This window comes from Galbibacter kalidii, from assembly GCF_026241135.1.
GTDB lineage: Bacteria > Bacteroidota > Bacteroidia > Flavobacteriales > Flavobacteriaceae > Galbibacter.
Window position 1 is genome coordinate 19,073 of sequence record NZ_JAPFGA010000012.1, and the last position, 17,203, is coordinate 36,275.

At 37.5% G+C, this 17,203-nt stretch carries 16 protein-coding genes; 13 read left to right on the forward strand and 3 right to left on the reverse strand.

Features of this window, described 5'->3' with window-relative positions:
- Positions 1-15 precede the first annotated feature (15 nt).
- Entirely contained in the window at positions 16-1,239 is a 1,224-nt protein-coding gene (locus OOZ15_RS12630) for an HD domain-containing protein (RefSeq protein WP_265956781.1), read from the reverse strand.
- Between the two features lie 44 nt (positions 1,240-1,283).
- Between OOZ15_RS12630 and porX the strand changes: the two genes are divergently transcribed.
- From porX to OOZ15_RS12665, 7 genes are all read left to right on the forward strand, one after another.
- Complete coding sequence (gene porX, locus OOZ15_RS12635; RefSeq protein ID WP_265956782.1) at positions 1,284-2,831, forward strand: T9SS response regulator signal transducer PorX; 1,548 nt, start codon at positions 1,284-1,286, stop codon at positions 2,829-2,831.
- 404 nt (positions 2,832-3,235) lie between these two features.
- Positions 3,236-3,631, forward strand: a complete 396-nt coding sequence (locus OOZ15_RS12640; protein ID WP_265956783.1) for a hypothetical protein — start codon at positions 3,236-3,238, stop codon at positions 3,629-3,631.
- 139 nt (positions 3,632-3,770) lie between these two features.
- Positions 3,771-4,178, forward strand: coding sequence for a tRNA (adenosine(37)-N6)-threonylcarbamoyltransferase complex ATPase subunit type 1 TsaE (gene tsaE, locus OOZ15_RS12645; RefSeq protein ID WP_265956784.1), 408 nt, complete (start codon positions 3,771-3,773; stop codon positions 4,176-4,178).
- 149 nt (positions 4,179-4,327) lie between these two features.
- On the forward strand, positions 4,328-4,486 hold the full coding sequence (locus OOZ15_RS12650; protein WP_265956785.1) for a hypothetical protein: 159 nt from the start codon (positions 4,328-4,330) through the stop codon (positions 4,484-4,486).
- Between the two features lie 299 nt (positions 4,487-4,785).
- Complete coding sequence (locus OOZ15_RS12655) at positions 4,786-5,274, forward strand: hypothetical protein (RefSeq protein WP_265956786.1); 489 nt, start codon at positions 4,786-4,788, stop codon at positions 5,272-5,274.
- A 58-nt stretch (positions 5,275-5,332) separates the two neighbouring features.
- Positions 5,333-6,532, forward strand: coding sequence for an alanine dehydrogenase (locus tag OOZ15_RS12660; RefSeq protein ID WP_265956787.1), 1,200 nt, complete (start codon positions 5,333-5,335; stop codon positions 6,530-6,532).
- Positions 6,533-6,538: 6 nt separating this feature from the next.
- Positions 6,539-6,931, forward strand: coding sequence for a DUF4258 domain-containing protein (locus tag OOZ15_RS12665; RefSeq protein WP_265956788.1), 393 nt, complete (start codon positions 6,539-6,541; stop codon positions 6,929-6,931).
- 7 nt (positions 6,932-6,938) lie between these two features.
- On the opposite strand, the gene OOZ15_RS12670 is transcribed toward OOZ15_RS12665, so the two are convergent.
- Complete coding sequence (locus OOZ15_RS12670; protein WP_265956789.1) at positions 6,939-8,105, reverse strand: proline dehydrogenase family protein; 1,167 nt, start codon at positions 8,103-8,105, stop codon at positions 6,939-6,941.
- 108 nt (positions 8,106-8,213) lie between these two features.
- Here OOZ15_RS12670 and aroB point away from each other — a divergent pair, with 108 nt between their 5' ends.
- The 5 genes from aroB (at position 8,214) to OOZ15_RS12695 (ending at position 13,453) form a co-directional block, all read left to right on the forward strand.
- Positions 8,214-9,284 carry a 3-dehydroquinate synthase gene (gene aroB / locus OOZ15_RS12675; RefSeq protein ID WP_265956790.1) on the forward strand — a complete coding sequence of 357 codons (1,071 nt, stop codon included), beginning with the start codon at positions 8,214-8,216 and terminating at the stop codon, positions 9,282-9,284.
- A 293-nt stretch (positions 9,285-9,577) separates the two neighbouring features.
- Complete coding sequence (locus OOZ15_RS12680) at positions 9,578-11,014, forward strand: type III PLP-dependent enzyme domain-containing protein (RefSeq protein ID WP_265956791.1); 1,437 nt, start codon at positions 9,578-9,580, stop codon at positions 11,012-11,014.
- 55 nt (positions 11,015-11,069) lie between these two features.
- Positions 11,070-11,957, forward strand: coding sequence for an agmatinase (gene speB, locus OOZ15_RS12685; protein WP_265956792.1), 888 nt, complete (start codon positions 11,070-11,072; stop codon positions 11,955-11,957).
- Complete coding sequence (locus OOZ15_RS12690; RefSeq protein ID WP_265956793.1) at positions 11,944-12,921, forward strand: deoxyhypusine synthase family protein; 978 nt, start codon at positions 11,944-11,946, stop codon at positions 12,919-12,921. The genes speB and OOZ15_RS12690 overlap by 14 nt, the downstream gene beginning before the upstream one ends.
- A gap of 235 nt (positions 12,922-13,156) precedes the next feature.
- A complete protein-coding gene (locus OOZ15_RS12695) occupies positions 13,157-13,453 on the forward strand; it encodes a hypothetical protein (RefSeq protein WP_265956794.1) in 297 nt (98 codons plus the stop codon).
- 37 nt (positions 13,454-13,490) lie between these two features.
- Here OOZ15_RS12695 and OOZ15_RS12700 read toward each other — a convergent pair whose 3' ends face one another.
- Positions 13,491-14,012: a DinB family protein gene (locus tag OOZ15_RS12700; RefSeq protein ID WP_265956795.1), complete on the reverse strand. Its 522-nt coding sequence runs from the start codon at positions 14,010-14,012 to the stop codon at positions 13,491-13,493.
- 169 nt (positions 14,013-14,181) lie between these two features.
- Here OOZ15_RS12700 and OOZ15_RS12705 point away from each other — a divergent pair, with 169 nt between their 5' ends.
- Complete coding sequence (locus OOZ15_RS12705; RefSeq protein WP_265956796.1) at positions 14,182-17,010, forward strand: gluzincin family metallopeptidase; 2,829 nt, start codon at positions 14,182-14,184, stop codon at positions 17,008-17,010.
- Positions 17,011-17,203 lie beyond the last annotated feature (193 nt).

Genomic DNA, 17,203 nt, shown 5'->3' on the forward strand with positions numbered 1-17,203 from the left:
TGAAAAAAGTCCTATTTATTTTTTAGGATAACACAGGTAATATTTTGTTACTGGTTTTGACAGTGCTTTTATATTGAATTGATCTGATGCTTTGGCAACGTCAACTATCTTTCCTGATTTCATTAAAATATGTATGTTTTGTTTATCTATAGAGTAGGCCTGATTCTCTATTAACCCACTGAAAACGAAAAAACCAGCCTCTTCTTCAGAGACTCCGTGCTTCTCCATAAAAGATGTGATACGGGTTTCTATTTTTTCTTTTTTTATCGACTTTCTTTTGATTTTTACCTTCAAAAGATCTCTGTTCAACAACATTTGGCACAAATTAGACAACACAAAATCATCATTAAATTGCCATTCTTTCATGGCCGAAAGAATATCTACATCGTCCAAACGGGAAAATATCTCCAATATTTCCTTGTTGAATTTTTCTTTTCCCACTTCGTTATCCAGAAAAAATAACAACGATCTGCTCGCCTCCAAACGTTTTCCTTTATGGTGCAATTGTTTTGCTCTTTGCAATATCTTGATCAACAACTGCTCGGCCGCCAAACTGGTTTTATGCAGATAGACCTGCCAGTACATCAATCTTCGGGCCACCAAAAATTTTTCTACTGAATAGATTCCCTTTTCTTCCACCACAAGTTGATCGTCAACCACGTTTAACATGGAAATGATCCGCTCCGAATTAATATTCCCCTCAGAAACCCCGGTATAAAAACTATCGCGTTTCAGGTAATCGGTTCTATCCATATCCAATTGTCCGGAAATAAGCTGATTCATAAACTTACGCGGATATTCTCCTTTAAAAATCTGAATGGCCAGCGTTAAAGTTCCGTTAAACTCTTCATTCAGCATTTCCATAAATTGAAGCGAAATGTACTCATGGGAAATTCCATCTACTATACTGTGTTCCATCGCATGAGAGAACGGCCCGTGTCCGATATCGTGCAGTAAAATAGCCGCCAACAAAGCCTCTTCTTCCTCTTTTGAAATTTCAACTCCCTTAAAGCGAAGTGTTTGCACAGCCTTCCTCATTAAATGCATACAACCTATTGCGTGATGAAAACGGGTGTGATGTGCTCCGGGATAAACCAAATATGACAATCCCATTTGGGAAATTCTTCGCAATCGCTGAAAATATTTATGAGCGATTAAATCGAAGATCTGTTCGTTAGGGATGGTAATAAATCCGTAAATTGGATCGTTAAATATTTTTAGTTTGTTTGCAGTGTTCAAACTTGTTAAATTGTAAAGATTACATACAAATATACATCAATAGAATGAATGAAATAAAGATACTTTGGGTAGATGATGAAATAGAGCTTTTAAAACCACATATTTTATTCCTTGAAAAGAAAAATTACATGGTGAGTACTTGTCAAAGTGGCAATGAAGCTATTGAAGAAGCAAGGGACCATAATTTTGATATTGTTTTCCTGGATGAGAATATGCCCGGGCTTACAGGACTGGAAACCCTATCAGAAATAAAAAGCATAAAACCAACCCTTCCTGTGGTGATGATCACCAAAAGTGAAGAAGAATATATTATGGAAGAAGCTATTGGTTCTAAAATAGCCGATTATCTCATAAAGCCCGTCAATCCCAACCAGATTTTACTCAGTCTGAAAAAAAACCTGGACCATTCCAGACTGGTTTCAGAAAAGACCACTTCAAACTACCAACAGGAGTTCAGAAAAATAGCGATGGACCTGACTATGGTCAACTCCTACGAAGAGTGGATCGAGCTTTACAGAAAATTGATCTATTGGGAAATCGAACTGGAAAACATCGAAGACTCCGGAATGACCGAGATATTGGAATCTCAAAAATCAGAAGCGAATAGTCAGTTTGGGAAATTCATTGAAAAAAATTATGCCGGTTGGGTCAATGGTGATGATGCTCCTGTAATGTCCCACACCTTGTTCAAAGAACTCATTTCAAAAGAAATTGACAAAAAAGTGCCAACATTATTGGTTGTGATCGATAATTTGCGGTATGACCAATGGAAAGCTTTTGAGGGAACGGTGACCAATTATTATAAAAAAAGAACGGAGACACCATATATAAGCATCCTTCCCACAGCTACCCAATATGCCCGAAATGCCATTTTTTCGGGGCTAATGCCTTCTGAAATGGAGCGGATGCATCCCAAATTATGGAAAAACGATACCGACTCCGGTGGGAAAAATTTGCATGAAGCAGATTTTCTGAAAGATCAAATACGCCGATTGGGACTCAGCATTAATTGGGAATATCACAAAATATCCAATTTAAAATCGGGAAAACAGTTGGCGCAAAATTTTAAATCACAAAAGGACAACGATCTCACCGTGGTGGTCTATAATTTTGTAGATATGCTCTCCCACTCCAAAACAGAAATGGAAGTTGTAAAGGAATTGGCGTCCAACGACAAAGCCTATCGTTCGCTTACGCTAAGCTGGTTTAAAAATTCACCCTTATTGGACATTATCCAGCAAGCACAGCAACTGGGGTTTAAACTTATCATCACGACAGATCACGGTACCATTAATGTAAAAAACCCGTCAAAAGTTATAGGCGACAGGGATACAAGCCTGAATCTGCGATACAAAACCGGAAGAAGCCTTTCTTTTAACGAAAAAGAAGTGTATAGCGAGCGTAATCCAAAAGAAATACACTTGCCGACTATCAGCATGAGCAGTTCTTTTATTTTTGCTAAAAATGATCATTTCTTTGCCTACCCTAACAATTACAACCATTATGTGAGTTATTATAAAAACTCCTATCAGCACGGAGGGGTTTCGCTTGAAGAAATGATTATACCATATATAGTATTAACACCTAAATAGTGTATCCGCAACATTAATAAAGCGAAAACATCTATATTCTTTAATCTGTCGACTATACAATATGAACAAACTTATTACGATATAATGTCAATATTGTCAATAAGTTATGACTTGAAAATCAAGCTGCCCCTTCCGTTAACATGTACCATATAGATTTTCATACCTGTATTTCCCATCCAGAATACAGTTTAATATGTTGAATCAGCACACTGTAAGATTTTCAAAGACAAAACCCTCATAAAAACCTAAATAAGTAACTAAACGAAATTAGATAATCGGTAAAAAGTTAACATACAACGAAAAAACAAGTTATTTTGTTAAGATTTCATAAAAAAATTAAAATTCATTATGTTATACGTAGTTTTTTTTCTATTTTTGAATAACCCTCAAAAAAATAACACAAAATGACTAAAGCAATTGACAGAATTCACACAATTATTAAATCCTTAGGGATGAGCGCGAGGCAGTTTGACATGTCTATAGGTGCGTCTAATGGTTACACACTACGAATGAAAAAGAACAAAGCTTCTGTTGGAAGTGATGTACTTGAAAGAATCGTAGATAAGTACCCCTTCGTCAACATTACCTGGGTAGTAACCGGAAAAGGCACCATGTTTGGTCCGGAAGCTGAAGATGCAGGTGTTTATGAAAATGAAGACTTGGACAAAACACTTACCTATCGAGAGGTAGAAGCTATCGTTGAGCACAAAATAAGAGTGTATCAAGAAAGCCAAATGGAAAATTTGGTGAACAGAATCAAAAGTGAATTGAACGCAGCAGAAGAATCTTCAGAAGCTTAAAGAACTTTTTTCAAAAATCACAAAAAAAAGAGCACTCGTTTAGGCGAGTGCTTTTTGTATTACATATATCCACCTCATGTCTACGTTATTTATATATTGCATATTTAATTAGTTAATTCTGCAATAATAACACATCAACATGACCAATATCACATACAGCCTGAATGAAATCGACAAGGCAGCAAAAGAGATCATTCAAAAAGCCGGTAGCAAAATTTTGCTTTTCTATGGAGAAATGGGAGTAGGAAAGACTACATTGATCAAAGAAATTATAAAACAATTGGGCAGCACAGACAACATTTCCAGTCCCACTTATTCGTTGGTAAACGAATACAAAGGAACAAACGGTCCTATATTTCATTTTGACTTTTACAGAATCAATACTATTGATGAAGCTTTCGACATCGGCGTTGAAGACTATCTATACAGCAATGAATGGTGCCTGATTGAATGGCCGGAAAAAATAGAAGAGTTGCTACCTAATAATGCAACTGTTATCGATATAATAATACAGTTAGACGGAAAAAGATCGATGAACGTCAACTAATATATTATATTTACTTTTACATAGTAAATACGGAACCTGTTGTATATTAAAAACTTACTAATATACGACAAAGGTTTTTATTATCCGCGTCCTTTTTTTTGGTACGTTTGTAGTAACAAAAACAACTAGTAACCAAAAAATAAACTATTATGTCATTCAAAAAAATTATTTCCGCAGTATTTGCCATCGCTCTATTAGCTGTTTCAGCAGTCTCATGTTCTCCAAACAGTGTAGCCGACGAGGATAGTCTCTATGATAACCACCAAGGTGTTGAAAAAGCAAAAATCGTAATGCCTTCAAACGGATAAGATTTTCCTTTACATAACAATTCCATTACCAGATTTGTAAAGCATTACCTTAATTGCACAGCATTAAGTGTGATGTTTTTACTTTTTGGGAAAATGTTAGGGTAACATATATAGCTATAGGTTATTTAATTACACTTCCTCATAATCAAATCTGGTAGATCAACGGATTGTTCATTCAGTTCATAGATATAAATCACCTATCTGAAACATATATTTGTTTATATTTTTCAGATTCGTTTAATTTGCGTTTAGCATCCAAATCTAAACACAAGGTGAATCAAGAGTCAAATGACAACGTTATGCAGGAGAAAAAAAAGAAAGCCCGACTATTGGTCTTAGGATCCATAGTAGCCTTTATTATCGCTATTTCTCCTTACATCTTTTATTTATATGAAAGTTTTCCTCAGGAACAAACTTGGGAAACTTGGCTGTTTACATTTCGCTCTACATATTACCCTACTTTGTATATGGCTGCTTGGAACTTCATGAACAAGTTTGTACCGTTGTTATTGCTTATTATATGGTTTTTCACTTGTAAGCACTGGTGGTATCACGTAATTTTGATTCCCATAAGTATGTTCATATTCCAGTTATTCAGTTCATTGAATGATGATGCACAATTCGTCGACGAATTTGAGATCTACTATATTATTCCGGTAATGATGATCGTCATTCCTATTGTGTACTTAATCAGACTTAAATTGTTTGATAAGCTAGTACATGGAATAGACCTTGATAAAATCGATAAGGAATTAAAGGAATATGAGGAAAAAGAGAAAGGTATTTAAAAACTAATTCTGCTAGACTTAAAAAGTTTATTTACCTTTGGTTTTTTAAGTGTAAAGCATGGCTTATCCCAACACCCCCTTTACTGAACAGGAATTGATTCCGCAGGAAGAGACCCTTGAATTGTTAAAACAAAAGGGGGAACTGTTTATTGGGATCCCGAAAGAAGTTTCCTATCAGGAGAACAGGGTATGCCTTACACCGGATGCCGTAAACGCGCTTACCTCACATGGTCATAGGGTTATTATAGAGTCTGATGCAGGCTTGCATGCCAACTATTCGGATAAAGAATACAGTGAAGCCGGTGCTGAAATTACGACAGACACAAAAAAAGTCTTTTCCTGTCCTATTATCCTAAAAGTAGAGCCTCCTTCTTTAAAGGAGTTAGAGCTTATCAATCCGCAGTCTATTCTCATATCTGCCCTGCAGATAAAAACCCGTAGCAAAAAATACTTTGAAATGCTCGCCAATAAGCGCATTACTGCTTTGGCCTTCGAATTTATAAAAGACGAAGACGGAAACTATCCGGCTGTTCGTGCACTCAGTGAGATTGCAGGAACCGCCTCTGTTTTGATCGCTGCAGAACTCATGACCAACACCAACAGCGGTAACGGACTCATGTTTGGGAATATTTCGGGAGTACCTCCTGTAGATGTCGTGATCATCGGAGCCGGAACCGTTGGTGAATTTGCCGCCCGATCAGCTATCGGACTTGGGGCCAATATCAAAATATTTGATAACTCCATAACCCGATTGCGTTCTATTCAAACCAATCTCGGTCGTCCATTACACACATCAACCTTGCAACCTAAAAACCTTTTGAAAGCCTTAAAACGCTGTGATGTGCTCATTGGAGCGGTAAGAGGAAGTGACAGGGCACCTATTGTAGTCACAGAAACCATGGTAGAAAACATGAAAAATGATGCTGTCATTATTGATGTCAGTATCGATATGGGAGGCTGTATCGAAACCAGTGAAGTTACCTCTCATGATGAGCCTATCATAGTAAAACACGGTGTTATACATTATGGAGTTCCCAATATTCCTGCGAGATATGCCAGGACTGCTTCTGTTTCCATAAGCAACATCTTTACACCATATCTTCTGAAAATAGGGGAAGATGGCGGATTGGAGCAATCATTGCGATTTGACAGAGGCCTGAGAAACGGATTGTATTTTTATCACGGTATCCTCACAAGTAAATCGGTAGCAGAATGGTTTGACCTCTCTTACCGGGATATAAACCTTTTGATATTCTAAAAACCTATGCCATTATTAAAAAGAATTGGATTTTTTCTTATAGGAGTTTCTATCGGAATTGTTTTTCTCGCTTATTTCTTTAGGGAAAAAAGAGCAGAGTTTTGCTACTTACCCAATTGCAGGACACTGAAAACCATTCGCACGCAGGATGTTGTTAATTACAGTCCGAAAATGCAGCAACTCATCGATAACAATACAGTTACTTTAGAGCAGATCGATTCTGTTTTAACTTTTGGCGATGTCAATTTCTCAAAAAGTGATATCGCAAGAAAAAGAGATACCAAAGGTGAAAAATGCAGTACATACTATATCGACGGAAACATCAACAACAAGCCCATAGAACTTGTTGTTGAAAATTGTGATACCGTTGCTGAAATTGCCCAGATTACAATTAAATAAGCGTTTTTTACAGCTTTCTTCGTTTGCGTTCAGCAGATAAAAGACTTAACTCACGCGTGGTTTGTCCCGCTACTGAAGTATTCTCCTCTGCCCTACGGATCAAATAAGGCATCACATCCCTTACCGGACCAAAAGGCAGGTATTTCGCCACGTTGTATTCCCGAGCGGCAAGGTTATAACTGATATGATCGCTCATTCCGTATAATTGTCCGAACCAAATCCTTGGATCGTTGATCGAAATCCCTTTTTCTTCCATCAAAGACAAAACCAACAAAGTACTTTCTTCATTATGGGTTCCTAAAAACAAGCTCAAATCATCCAGGTGATCCATCATGTAGCGAACCGTTTTATTGTAATTGTCGTCTGTATCTTTTTTTGAAGCACAGATAGGCGTTTCATAACCCAATTCTTCTGCCCTTTCATTTTCTTTTTCCATATAAGCCCCACGAACCAACTTCATCCCTACAATAAAACCGTCTTTTTTGGCTCGGTCGTGCAATCCCTTCAAATAATCAAAACGATCCCAACGGTATAATTGTAAAGTATTAAAGACAATCGCTTTTTCCTTGTTGTATTTTCGCATCATCTCTTCAATGATACTATCCGCCGCATCCTGCATCCAACTTTCTTCAGCATCAATAAGCAAAGCGACATTCAGGTCGTGTGCTCTTTTTGAAACGGTGTCAAACCTCAGTTTAACACGATCCCACTCCTCTTGTTCTTCAGCGGTGAGTTTTTTTCCTTCCCCAACTTTTACATACAAATCAAATCGTCCCATAGCTGTAGGTTTGAATACAGCAAAAGGAATCGCCTCTTTTTCCTTGACAAAATCAAGCAATTTAAGCGTTCGGGCTACAACCGAATCAAATTCTTCTTCGGTTTCGTTACCCTCTACGGAATAATCCAAGACCGAACAAACCCCGGCTTTATGAATGGCATCAACCGTTTTCATACAGTCGAGTTCATTCACCCCGCCACAAAAATGATCAAAAACAGTCGCCCTGATCAACCCTTCAACAGGTAAATGTGCCCTGATAGCAAAATTGGTAACTGCCGTCCCTATTCGCACCAGTGGCTGATGAGCAATCATTTTAAACAAAAAGAAAGCTCTTTCGAGCTCAGAGTCACTTTTCATCCTAAAAGCAATCTCTGTATTATCAAAAAAATTTTTCATTCACATAAAAATCGCTATATATTTTTGCAAATATAATATTAGAAAATCTACATATTTACACGAAAAACCCGTTATTTTGTTTTTAAATTAAATTTATATCAAATTACCATGCTCAATTCCATATCCAGCAACGGTTGCGACATCCATTTTAACGACAAAGCCTATACTGAATTAAATCATTGGTTGACCGAGAAAAACTACTCCAAAATCTTTGTGTTGGTCGATGAAAAAACCCACGCCAAATGTCTTCCCACCTTTCTTGGAAAACTGAACAAGGCTTATGATATGGAGGTTATTGAGATAGAAGCCGGGGAACAACACAAGCAGATCGAAACCTGTAGCGAAGTGTGGAAAATCATTTCTGATCTTGGTGGGGATCGAAAATCGCTACTTATCAATCTCGGTGGTGGTGTGGTAACCGACCTTGGAGGCTTTGTAGGTGCCACCTACATGAGGGGCATCGATTTCTTAAACATCCCCACTACCCTGCTTGCCATGGTTGATGCTTCTGTTGGTGGAAAAACAGGGGTTGACCTAGGGCCATTGAAAAACCAGGTTGGGGTTATCATCAATCCGGTAATGGTGCTTATCGATATCGAATATCTGGGCACACTTCCGAAAAGTCAACTGCGAAGTGGATTGGCAGAAATGTTGAAACACGGACTCATTTATGATGAAAAATATTGGAATCAACTTCGCCAATTGGATGATTTATCGCTGGACGACCTCGATGCTTTGATCCACCGCTCTGTTGTCATAAAAAATGAAGTGGTTACTGAAGACCCAAGGGAAGTCGGGCTGCGTAAAATTTTAAATTTCGGACATACCCTGGGGCATGCCATTGAATCTTTTTTTCTTGAAAATCCGAATAAAAAGACATTGCTACACGGTGAAGCTATCGCCATCGGGATGATTATGGAAACCTATTTGTCTACACAGCTTACGGACTTCCCCGAAAACAAACTAGAGGAGATTAAGCATACCTTCTTAAATTATTTTGAAAAAGTCGATATCGAAGAAAACGATATCCCCGAGATTATAAAACTGATGCGTTTTGATAAAAAAAATGCACACGGAAATATAAATTTTGTACTTTTAAAAAGCATCTCAAAACCTGTTTTGGATGTGACAGTTAACAATGATTTAATAATCAGTGCTTTAGAATATTACAAAAAATAATTTTTTTTGTTGTTTCTTAGAAAAAAATAAAGATTTTTGTGTCCGGTTTTATCGAACTTTAATGAGATGTTTTTTAATCTCCGTGTGTGTAAATATCAGGAAGTCATATTTACATGTATCTCGTAAAACGAGGTCTCGGTTCATAGATTTTACTTCCGCCAAACATATCGTTATAAAAAATACTGTATATACAGCTACTCTCCCTGCCTATCTACGCATTTGATAGTAATTTTACTTTGTAACTAAGAATCAATCGGTTAAAAAAGTTTAAACTATTACATAAAAAAGCGACTATGAAGACGAAGTACTTAGATCTTATAGATCAAACGTATTACTTTCCGCAGGAAGAATTTACTTTAGACGACAATCAATTAAGATTTCACAATATAGATTTGATGAAATTGATTGAAGAGTATGGTGCGCCTTTGAAGTTCACCTACTTGCCTCAAATTTCAAACAACATAAAAAGAGCTGAATATTGGTTTAAAAAGGCTATTGAAAAACATGACTATAAGGGCAGTTATCACTATTGCTATTGTACCAAAAGCTCGCATTTCAGTCATGTGCTCAGCGAAGCCCTCAAAAACGACATCCACATCGAAACTTCATCAGCTTTTGACATTGATATTGTGAAAAACCTGGTTGCTAAAGGAAAGCTATCAAAAGATAATTATGTGTTGTGCAACGGTTTTAAAAGAGATCAATATATTGAAAACATAGCCGACCTGATCAACAGTTCGCACAAAAAATGCATTCCCATTATCGATAATTATGAAGAAGTAAACTTGTTGAATGAAGCCATTCACGATCCATACGATATTGGGATTAGAATTGCTTCTGAAGAAGAGCCAAAGTTTGAGTTTTATACCAGCAGATTGGGTATTGGTTATAAGAATATCGTTCCTTTTTACAACAAGGAAATAAAAGACGACGAAAAGGTAAACCTCAAGATGTTACATTTTTTCATCAATACCGGGATTCGCGATACGGCCTATTATTGGAACGAACTTTTAAAATGCTTGAAGGTTTATACACAACTACGAAAAGTATGTCCGACTTTGGATTCCTTGAATATCGGTGGCGGATTCCCTATTAAAAACTCCTTGGCTTTTGAATATGACTACGAATATATCGTAGATGAGATCATCAATCAGGTTAAAACCGCATGTGATGAAGCCGGTGTTCCGGTGCCGAACATCTTTACCGAATTTGGAAGTTTTACTGTGGGGGAAAGTGGCGGAGCCATATACGAAATCCTTTATCAGAAACAACAGAACGACCGGGAAAAATGGAATATGATCAATTCGTCTTTCATCACCACCCTACCCGACAGTTGGGCCATCAGCAAGCGATTTATCATGCTGGCCATAAACCGTTGGAACGATGAGTATGAACGTGTTTTATTGGGTGGATTGACCTGCGATAGCGATGATTATTACAATTCTGAACAGAACCTGAACGCCATTTATCTGCCAAAGTACAGCAAATCGAAACCGCTGTACATCGGTTTTTTCAACACCGGGGCTTATCAAGAAACTGTTGGTGGTTTTGGCGGACTTCAACACTGCTTGATCCCCTCTCCAAAACACATCCTGATTGATAAGGATGAAGAAGGAAACATAACGACAAAATTATTTTCAGAACAACAAACAGCAAACGACTTTTTAAAAATATTAGGCTACGATGAAACCGGCATGACTAAAACAATTATTAAACACACAAAGCAATGATTGTTTTAGTCATCAAAGGTTACATGTGACCGTTAAAAATAATAAAAACAAACACATGAATAAGAAGAATTACGCCGGAATCCCTGAAAAATATGCACGCCTGGACGATGCCAAAGTGGTATTGATCCCTGTGCCATATGATGGGACAAGCACATGGCAAAAAGGAGCCGACAAAGGGCCCGAAGCTTTTTTGCACGCTTCGGAAAATATGGAATTATACGACATCGAAACCCAAAGCGAGCCTTATAAAAAAGGAATTTACCTCGCTCCACCGGTTACAGAGAACAGTTCGCCCGAAAAAATGGTGGATACAGTGCATAAAACTGCCAAAAATTATATTAAACAGAATAAGTTTGTTACTCTTTTTGGAGGGGAGCATTCTATTTCCATCGGTTCTATACGTGCTTTTAATGAATCCTTCGATGACCTGACGGTATTGCAAATAGACGCTCATGCCGATCTTAGGGAAGAATATGAAGGAAGCAAATGTAATCACGCTTGTGCTGTTTATGAAGCCAGTCAGAACACAAAACTGATACAAGTTGGTATTCGAAGTATGGATATTAGTGAAGTTGATAATATGCTCGAAGAGCAAACCTATTTTGCCCATAATATTGTTCAGGAAGACGACTGGATAGACGATTCCATCAGTCAAATGACTGAAAATGTGTTTATCACCATCGATTTGGATGCTTTTGACCCCTCTATCCTTCCTTCAACGGGAACTCCCGAACCGGGCGGACTTCTGTGGTATGAAACATTGGATTACTTGAAAGAAGTTTTCAAAAAGAAAAATGTAGTGGGCTTTGATATTGTAGAACTGTGCCCTAATCCACAGGACAAATCTTCAGACTTTTTAGCCGCAAAGTTGTATTATAAAATGTTAGCCTATAAATTTAAATACACAAACACTAAAAATCTAAACGACGATGACGAAGCATAAAGGAGCTATCTCCAACTTTATAGAAAAATATTATTTGCATTTCAATGCAGCCGCTTTGGTGGATGCTGCCAAGGCCTATGAAGAGCAGCTCGACAAAGGAGCAAAAATGATGGTTACCCTTGCCGGAGCCATGAGCACGGGTGAATTGGGTAAGATCTTTGCTGAAATGATTCGCAGGGATAAGGTACAAATCATCTCCTGTACCGGCGCCAATCTGGAAGAGGATATTATGAACCTGGTGGCACACTCCCACTACAAACGAGTACCCAATTATCGGGATCTTACCCCAAAAGAAGAATGGGAACTATTGGAAAAAGGGTTAAACAGGGTTACCGACACCTGTATCCCGGAGGAAGAAGCTTTCCGAAGACTTCAGAAACATGTTTTTAAAATATGGAAAGATGCCGAGGACAAAGGGGAACGCTATTTTCCACATGAATTTATGTATAAAATGCTCTTATCGGGTGTTTTGGAAGAATATTACGAGATTGATCTGAAAGATTCATGGATGTATGCCGCAGCAGAAAAGAACCTGCCCATCGTTGTTCCCGGTTGGGAAGACAGCACCATGGGCAATATCTTTGCTTCGTATGTGATGAAAGGCGAACTCAAAGCATCTACTGTGAAAAGTGGTATTGAATACATGACCTATTTGGCAGATTGGTATACTGAAAATTCCGATAATGGTGTAGGTTTCTTCCAAATTGGTGGAGGTATTGCTGGAGATTTTCCCATATGTGTTGTACCGATGTTGTATCAGGATATGGAAATGGAAAACACCCCGTTTTGGAGTTATTTTTGTCAAATTTCCGACTCGACAACCAGTTATGGTTCTTATTCCGGAGCAGTTCCTAACGAAAAGATAACATGGGGGAAATTGGACATCAATACGCCCAAATTCATTGTAGAGTCTGACGCTACCATCGTTGCACCCCTCATTTTCGGGTATATTTTAGACATGTAATTTGTTAAAAAAATGTTGTTTGGAAAAATATTTTTCATTTACATTTACAACATACTTAACCAGTATTAATTATTAGCCAGATGAAACGAACATTAATAAATTTTAAAAATAAATTCACAAAAGGGAATGTTTAAGAGAGCGAGGGCAGCGAGCGCCTGCTTGCGGCAAGCAGGGTTGCATACGCTCTCAATTTTTTAATTGATTTGTTATTAAGTGATTACAAAATTTAAAACGTATGAAACGTGTCATTGTAGATTACAAAAAGTTAACTAACGATATCTTGTCGATGCTCGTAGAAAGATATCCGGACGGATATGACGACGACGATATCATAAAATTTAAAAATGCCAACAACGAGACTGTTGAAGCTGTTGAAGTCCGCACAGAAGATACAGTATACCTCGTTAAGGTAAGCACCCGTCTTGCCAATACCATGGAAAAATTTGATGATGACGACGACGATTTTAATAGTGAAGCATCATTGGAAACTGAAAATATCGAGATCCCTGAAGATGAAAGGGATGATGATTAGATCAATTAGATGGTTTACATCCTTGGTACAAATCCACCTACACCTTCAGGTATTTTTCCTTAATCACTTTTTCATGATGTTTTTGGTGACCACTAATGATAAAACCAATGGCGCGAACAGACATAGGATGTCCGCTCACCACCCCTGTTTCTTGTACAACTTCTGCTGGAAAAGAAGTAAACAAAGCCACAGAACTGTCCCTCACTATTGAAAACTCATCTATCAAACTCTTTTTGGAGCGCTCACCTGCCTTTGAATGCTGCACATAATGATCCTGTTCAAATCCGGGAAAGTTGGTTTTATCTCCTCTGGCAATACACAATGCCCTATACTGAAAGACTCTTTCCGCATCGATCATATGCAATAACAATTCCTTGATCGACCACTTTCCTTCAGCATAAGAAAAACCAAATTGAAATTTATTTACACCCTCCAATAAAGTGAGCATGGCTTTTTTACGACGGATCATTTCATCCAAAAGTTCTACTTCTCCTAAAACCTCAATATAGCCCCTATAAAAATCATGGTATTCTGTATGTTTTACTGCTGAAATATTCATAATTTCCTCATTTACGTTGTTATTGCTAATTTAAAGGCATATTTTTTCTTAAGCCATAGAATTCTTAATTTTTTTACATAATATTGTGCATCCCAATATGAAAAAGAATGACAATCAGGTTCAACTTTAACCAACCATATAAAATATTATTCATTTATTATAAAAGTTAATGTTGAAACCATTCAGCACATATTTATTACTCACAATCGTTTTTTGTGGACTAAAATCCTTTTCACAAAGTAGCCAGAAGATCGATGCTACTTTGCTCCCAAACACGCGTCAACTTCATATCCAGCAAGAGATCATTTTCCACAATACCACAAACGACACCTTAAACGCTTTGTATTTATACGACTGGAACCATGCATATTCCAGTAAAAACACCGCATTGGCTACTCGTTTTGGAGAAGAGTTTAACAAAAGCCTACACCTTGCAAAAAGAGAAGACCGTGGCCATACCGAAATTTTATCCTTAACCGATAAGAATTTCGATTTTTTAGACTGGAAACGCACCGAAAAAAGTGACATTATTAGGGTACAACTGAAATTCCCCATCTATCCGGACAAATATTATTCGCTCAAGCTTTCTTACAAGGTAAAATTACCCAGTGCACAGTTTACCGGTTATGGATTTACGAATGAAAATAATTATCACCTCAGGTATTGGCACATTAGTCCGGCCATATACGATGGAAATGGCTGGCGTATGTACAGCAATAAAAACCTGAACGACCTGAATAGTCTTATCAACGATATTGAAATCAAATTGACCTATCCGGGGATTTATACATTGATTTCCGATCTGGATATTGTAAAAAACAACACAGAGGCACTACATACAAAAACCATTTTATACGGGGAAAACAGAAGTGATGTCAGACTCTATTTTGTGAAAAATAAAGATGCTTTTTTTATTTACAAAAATGACGGATTAGGATTCATTACCAATATTGAAAGTAAAGATCTGAATGATTCTACTAAAATTGCTTCCGTTAGACGTGTTGTCAATTTTATCAAAAACAACTTAGGAAGGTATCCACACAATAAGATTCTTGTTACTGAAGATGATTATAAAAGAAATCCGCTCTATGGATTCAACCAGCTTCCCTCTTTTTTACGTCCGTTTCCTGAAGAGTTCCAATACGAACTAAAACTCTTGAAAACAGCTCTGGGTACCTATTTGGACAATAGTCTTTTTATGGACAACAGAAGTGAATATTGGGTAAAGGACGGTATCCAGTCCTATTTGATGATGAAATATACCGATACTTTTTATCAGGACATGAAAGTATTAGGGAAACTCTCCAAAATATGGGGTGTTCGTACTTTTCATCTAGCCCAGATGGATTTTAATGACAAATACCCGTATTTATACATGATGATGGCCCGAAGATATTCAGATCAATCTTTGACCACTCCCCGGGATTCCCTTATAAAATTCAACGAAAGAATAGCCAATAAGTCTAAATCGGGTATTGGTTTGGCCTATCTCAACGATTATTTGGACAACAACTATATCGACCGTAAAATAAAGGAATACTACAACTCCCTAAAAACAAAAAAGAGTAAAGCCGAGAATTTTGAATCTATCCTAAAAAAAGATGCCCCCAAAGACATTGATTGGTTTTTTTCAACCTATGTGGACTCCAATAAAAAGATCGATTATAAAATCCAAAAACATAAAAAAACAGACGATTCCCTTATCGTCACGCTACAAAACAAAAGAGGCACCACTGCCCCCATTACCATGTTTGGGATTGATAAAAACGACTCAATTCTGTTCAAAAACTGGTATACAGACATTTCAAAAACAAAAGAGGTGACCGTTCCCCGAAAAGATGTAAAACGTCTGGTACTTAATTATGACAGGGTTATCCCGGAATTTAACGAACGGGACAACTGGAAATCGGTCAACGGGTTTTTCTCAACCAACAGAAAATTAAAATTTCAGTTTTTCAAGGACATCGAAGACCCTTATTACAACCAGATTTTCTATGTCCCTGTATTCAGATTTAATATCTACGACGGTATCACACCGGGGATACGTCTCTACAATAAGACATTTTTGAATCGTCCGTTTATCTACGACTTGCAGCCCTCCTATGCTTTTGGAGAAAAAGCTCTGGTAGGTTCAGGATCCTTCCGCTACCGTAAATATATGGAACGTGGTAATATGTACAGGATTGACGCATATATGGCCGGATCGTCCTACCACTATGCCGACGGATTGCGATACAGCACCATCACTCCTTCCCTTAGTTTTCTGTTTAGGGATAACAACAACCTTCGTTCCAACGAGCGAGAGGTTTTAAACATGCGTTTTGTCAACGTAATCCGTGATTTTTCACCAACTATCGACACAGATCCGGACTATAGTGTTTTTAACGTACGCTACGCCTATGGCAACAACGGAATTATTGACTACAAATCCTGGTTTGCAGACGTTCAAGTGGCAAGGGATTTTGCCAAAGTAGCAGTTAATTGGGAATACCGAAAGCTTTTTCAAAGCAACCGTCAGCTGAATTTACGTTTTTTTGCAGGTAAATTCATCTATAACGAAACCAACTCAGATTATTTCAGCTTTGCGCTAGACCGACCAACAGATTATTTGTTTGATTATGATTATTTGGGTCGTTCAGAAGATACCGGACTCTTCAGTCAGCAGCTTATCATTGCTGAAGGTGGTTTTAAATCTAAATTACCCCACCCCTTCGCCAATGATTGGATCGTGACTTCCAACGCAAGTATCAATCTTTGGCGATGGATAGAAGTGTATGGCGACATGGGAATGATCAGAAATAAAGGTAGAGATCCCCGTTTTGTATACGATTCCGGTATCCGACTCAATTTGGTAACCGATTACTTCGAACTCTACTTCCCTGTTTATTCCAACAATGGTTGGGAGGTCGCGCAACCTCAATACGATGAAAAAATCAGGTTCATCGTAACCTTAAGTCCGAAAACCCTTATCGGACTCTTTACAAGGAAATGGTTCTAGTGTTTTTAACTGAAAAACAGTTGTTGAATAGTCTTATGCAGCCTTATCATTTTATTGAAAATAATTCAATGAAAAATAGATAATCGTTTGTTTTGTTAAATAAAATTCAATTTTAACATTCTTATTTATAAAATCCTCATTATAAAGGCGTTTCTTTTAATTGCAAAAACCATTCTTTTTAGCTATTTTTGCT

Coding starts and splice junctions, on each gene's coding strand:
- porX (WP_265956782.1), top strand. CDS start 1,284: ATGAATGAAATAAAGATACTTTGGGTAGATGATGAAATAGAGCTTTTA.
- OOZ15_RS12640 (WP_265956783.1), top strand. CDS start 3,236: ATGACTAAAGCAATTGACAGAATTCACACAATTATTAAATCCTTAGGG.
- tsaE (WP_265956784.1), top strand. CDS start 3,771: ATGACCAATATCACATACAGCCTGAATGAAATCGACAAGGCAGCAAAA.
- OOZ15_RS12650 (WP_265956785.1), top strand. CDS start 4,328: ATGTCATTCAAAAAAATTATTTCCGCAGTATTTGCCATCGCTCTATTA.
- OOZ15_RS12655 (WP_265956786.1), top strand. CDS start 4,786: ATGCAGGAGAAAAAAAAGAAAGCCCGACTATTGGTCTTAGGATCCATA.
- OOZ15_RS12660 (WP_265956787.1), top strand. CDS start 5,333: ATGGCTTATCCCAACACCCCCTTTACTGAACAGGAATTGATTCCGCAG.
- OOZ15_RS12665 (WP_265956788.1), top strand. CDS start 6,539: ATGCCATTATTAAAAAGAATTGGATTTTTTCTTATAGGAGTTTCTATC.
- OOZ15_RS12670 (WP_265956789.1), bottom strand. CDS start 8,105: ATGAAAAATTTTTTTGATAATACAGAGATTGCTTTTAGGATGAAAAGT.
- aroB (WP_265956790.1), top strand. CDS start 8,214: ATGCTCAATTCCATATCCAGCAACGGTTGCGACATCCATTTTAACGAC.
- OOZ15_RS12680 (WP_265956791.1), top strand. CDS start 9,578: ATGAAGACGAAGTACTTAGATCTTATAGATCAAACGTATTACTTTCCG.
- speB (WP_265956792.1), top strand. CDS start 11,070: ATGAATAAGAAGAATTACGCCGGAATCCCTGAAAAATATGCACGCCTG.
- OOZ15_RS12690 (WP_265956793.1), top strand. CDS start 11,944: ATGACGAAGCATAAAGGAGCTATCTCCAACTTTATAGAAAAATATTAT.
- OOZ15_RS12695 (WP_265956794.1), top strand. CDS start 13,157: ATGAAACGTGTCATTGTAGATTACAAAAAGTTAACTAACGATATCTTG.
- OOZ15_RS12700 (WP_265956795.1), bottom strand. CDS start 14,012: ATGAATATTTCAGCAGTAAAACATACAGAATACCATGATTTTTATAGG.
- OOZ15_RS12705 (WP_265956796.1), top strand. CDS start 14,182: ATGTTGAAACCATTCAGCACATATTTATTACTCACAATCGTTTTTTGT.